The organism is Halobacteriovorax sp. (assembly GCF_041587335.1).
Taxonomy (GTDB): domain Bacteria; phylum Bdellovibrionota; class Bacteriovoracia; order Bacteriovoracales; family Bacteriovoracaceae; genus Halobacteriovorax.
In genome coordinates, this window is sequence record NZ_JBFGYP010000199.1 from 1 (window position 1) to 3,761 (window position 3,761).

The 3,761-nt window shown below is 34.8% G+C and carries 4 protein-coding genes and 1 pseudogene; 4 read left to right on the top strand and 1 reads right to left on the bottom strand.

All coding sequences use genetic code 11. The features are described from left to right. From ABX784_RS16075 to ABX784_RS16090, 4 genes and pseudogenes are all read left to right on the top strand, one after another. Positions 1–222: pseudogene (locus tag ABX784_RS16075) on the top strand (RNA polymerase sigma-54 factor); the annotation flags it as partial. Positions 223–291: 69 nt separating this feature from the next. Next, positions 292–660 carry a ribosome hibernation-promoting factor, HPF/YfiA family gene (gene hpf, locus ABX784_RS16080; RefSeq protein WP_372656081.1) on the top strand — a complete coding sequence of 123 codons (369 nt, stop codon included), beginning with the start codon at positions 292–294 and terminating at the stop codon, positions 658–660. 108 nt (positions 661–768) lie between these two features. After that, positions 769–2,127: an NAD-dependent epimerase/dehydratase family protein gene (locus tag ABX784_RS16085; RefSeq protein ID WP_372656082.1), complete on the top strand. Its 1,359-nt coding sequence runs from the start codon at positions 769–771 to the stop codon at positions 2,125–2,127. A 76-nt stretch (positions 2,128–2,203) separates the two neighbouring features. After that, positions 2,204–3,376: a hypothetical protein gene (locus tag ABX784_RS16090; RefSeq protein ID WP_372656083.1), complete on the top strand. Its 1,173-nt coding sequence runs from the start codon at positions 2,204–2,206 to the stop codon at positions 3,374–3,376. 1 nt (position 3,377) lies between these two features. Here the strand turns inward: ABX784_RS16090 and ABX784_RS16095 are convergent. Further along, a partial coding sequence (locus tag ABX784_RS16095; RefSeq protein ID WP_372656084.1) for a TerB family tellurite resistance protein occupies positions 3,378–3,761 on the bottom strand: 384 nt, incomplete at its 5' end.

Below are 3,761 nucleotides of genomic sequence, written 5' to 3' on the forward strand. Positions count from 1 at the left end.
GGTATCGGTGGAAAGAATGGTGGAGACGATATTTCTAGTGAAGTTCTTAAGTTAAAAATTAAGGAATTAGTAGCTAATGAAAGTCCTAAAAAACCACTTTCTGACCAAAAAATAGCAGACCTTTTAAGTCGAGAAGACGTAAAGGTTGCAAGGAGAACAGTAGCTAAGTACCGAGAGATGTTAGGAATTGAATCTTCTTCAAAAAGAAAGGTAAAATCTTAATAATTTATTACGATAAGTTTCATACACTAACAAAGTGTAGGAAAATATAACGACAGGAGTAGGACGTTTATGAAAGTGACTATCACATTTCTTCATTTAGAGCACACTCAAGCACTTGATGATAGAATTCATGAAAAGTCAGCTAAACTTAAGAAGTTTATTGACGGGGAAATTAATCTAAAGTGGAGCTGCTACGTGAAAGAAGGAAATCACTATGCAGAAGTAGACCTTGGTGGACCTACGTTCCATTATCATGCAGCCGGACACTCTGACAGTCTCTATAAGACTATTGACGTTGTTGTTGATAAGCTTGAGAAGCAATTACAGAAGAAGAAAGGTAAGTGGAAAAATAGTAAGCACAGACAAGCTGTTAGGGAGATGCAGATCATTGACCCTGAAATGGCCTGGGCAGAATACGACGAAGATTACGTCGCTTAATTTTTTTATAAAAATAATAAAAAAAATGCCCCCTGAATTGGGGGCTTTTTTATAGAAGAAATATGTTCAACTAGAATCGTTTTCCCATTCGTATAGCGAGGAGTTGTCATGAAAGTCACAGTTGCCGGAGCTTCAGGTTTTGTCGGAAAGAACCTAATTCAAATTCTCAAGAAAAATCATAAAATTATTGGGTTAAGTCGCTCTTCTAAAAAGAGTGATGAAAATATTGAGTGGAGAGAGACAGACCTATTCTCATTTCAAAGTACACTAAAATCTCTTGAGGGAAGTGATGTTGCAATATACCTGGTTCACTCAATGCTTCCGTCGTCAAAGCTTTTTCAGGGAAGCTTTAGAGATACTGATCTCTTACTTGCTGATAATTTTGCAAAGGCCTGTGTTCACTGCGGAGTAAAACAAATTATTTATCTCGGTGGTCTTGTTCCAAGCCATGGAATGAGCGAACACTTAGAAAGTAGAAGAGAAGTTGAAGATGTTTTAAAAGCAACAAAGATTCCTGTTACTGTATTTAGGGCCGGAATGGTTGTTGGTGAGGGAGGATCTTCTTTTGAAATACTGAGAAACCTTGTTAAAAACTTACCCTTTATGGTTCTTCCACATTGGACTCAGAGTAGTACTCAAGTCATTTTTATAGATGACCTTGTGAATGTGATTAGTTCTTCGATTAATAATAATGAATTTTTAAATAAAACTATAGATGTAGTAAATGGAGAGGCCATAAACTATGAGCAATTGATAAAGAAAACTTCTTCCTACTTTAATAAAGGCCTAGTCACTGTACACGTTCCTATAAATTACACTTCTTTTTCCAAACTATGGGTTAAGCTTTTTGGAGAAACTGATTATGAACTAGTCTCTCCACTAATTGATAGTTTACTTTGTGACTTACCAACTCCGAGTATTCCAAAGGAGATAGAGTCTATCATTGAGTATCGAAGTTTTGAAGAAATGCTACAAAAAATAGCCTCTAGGGAAGAGAAGACTGGAAAGAGAAGAGGTTCTCGATCTGAAAATACAGTGAGGTCAATTCAGAGATTATCTAATCCAAACCATCTTGATGAAGATATGATTTGTGATGAATACCTAAATTGGCTTCCTCGCTATATGCAGTCTTTAATATCTGCTCAAAAATTAAATCATCAAGTCCACTTTCTTATGTTAGGCCTTAGTAGGCCTTTATTAGTTTTAGAGAAAGTCGATAATCATGAACCACTGGATCGAGTCAAATTTCATATTGTTGGTGGGATACTTTCAAAAACAAATGATACTGGTTGGTTAGAGTTTAGATCGATTGCTGATGGGAAATATACACTAGCTTCAATTAATGAATTTGTTCCTTCTCTACCATGGTACTTATATAAATATACCCAGGCCTTAGCACATGTAAAAGTCATGAGGGCATTTGGTAAGTATCTCAAAAAGAAAAAGAAGAAAAAAGGAAAGAAATAGTAGTTGGCACATATATTGGATAATACTAAGTAGCATATTAATATTTTTCCATATTTAAGCTACTTAGGAGATTATAGTGTCTAACTTTTTGACATTATTCATATCGTTGCTCATTTCATCTACATTAGTATCTTGTGGGGTAAAGAAGAACTCTAAGGCAGACTTAGATTCTACAAACGCATATGTGAATGCCATTGTCTCATCTAGGTCTTGTAGTTCAGATTCCATAGCAGAGTTTGAGAATAAGGTTAAAGAAGTAGAGAAGAGTTTAGAATCCATTCAAGTTCTAGCACCAAAATATAGACTTAAAAAATATAAAAAGAGCTTACAGTCTTTACAGCTGGAGCCTATGGTACTTAGTCAAACTATCTTTAAGACAAGAATATTGAACCTTGAAGAAGAGGTAAGTGAAAAACTGAGCTCTAGTATTAGTAACAAGGAACTTAGAGGAATTAGAAAAAAAATAAAAAAGATTAGAATAGATCTTGAACGATGGGCATTCCATCAATGCCACTTGAGAAATTTAATTGATAATGATGATCAAGAAATTAATAACTTTATAGAATTAGAGTCTTCAATGTGTGAAGGGGGTTGTGAAAACTCACTTATGCCTGAAATCGTTCTAACTGATCTAGAAACGAGAGAGAAAGCAATAAGTGTTTGTTCTTTATTTAATAGGGTTAATCAATGTCGTGTTCAATATGATATCGCAACAATTTATAACAATGAAAAAGAATTTATAAGTAATATCCTAGTCAAAGCAAAGAAGTTCTTTAATAAAGAAGTGTTTGGAATGGAGGATTCTCCATTAGATATAGAATGTGTGAATGGGGAAAAGAAAGAATTAACAATCCCTATCTACCAGAATGAGAATAGCGTTTCCCTTATGAATGCAATATCTGAAAATTGGAAGGCTGATAATATTGAAATTAAATATAAAATTGGAAATAGTGGAGCTCGATTAGAGCTCGTTAGTAATGGTCTATCTAGGGTCGAGTTAGATAATAGAAATACGATTTATCTAAATAAAGATGTTGTGGGAGTTGAGAGAGTTAAAACAATAGCGCATGAATTTGGTCACACCTTAGGATTCAAAGACTGCTATATAGAATACTTTGATGCGAAAAGTAGCGAGGTTGTATATTACGAGTTGGAAAGAGATAAAGGAAACTTAATGTGCTCTCTACAGTATGGTACAAATATTCCTGAAAAGTACTTAGAGAAAGTTGTCTCTAAGTACTGTAAGTAAATTATTTTAAAGCACCAATAAACTTTGCAACAGTTGCTCTGGCTGCAATAAAGTGTTTATGTTCTAATAGAAGTCCTGTAGCAATAATTCTAATCTCTTCGCTTTCATATTCTTCGACATTATCGTCTGATGCAGATATTTGGAACAAAGTCTCTAGAACGTGAAGCTTTTGAGTATTGTCTAAGAACTCATTGAGCGCCGTGCAGTAGTTTCTGGGTTCAATACCAGAGAGTTCAACAACCTCTTCTAAGGCCTTTGTTGAAACAAACTCGGCTTCTTTATCAGTTAGGTTCATCCACTTCTTGAGCGCCTCGATCATAGCGTCTTTTTCTTTTGGAGATATTTCAAAATCTACATAGGCGACTCTTGCGCTTAAAGCTGCTAA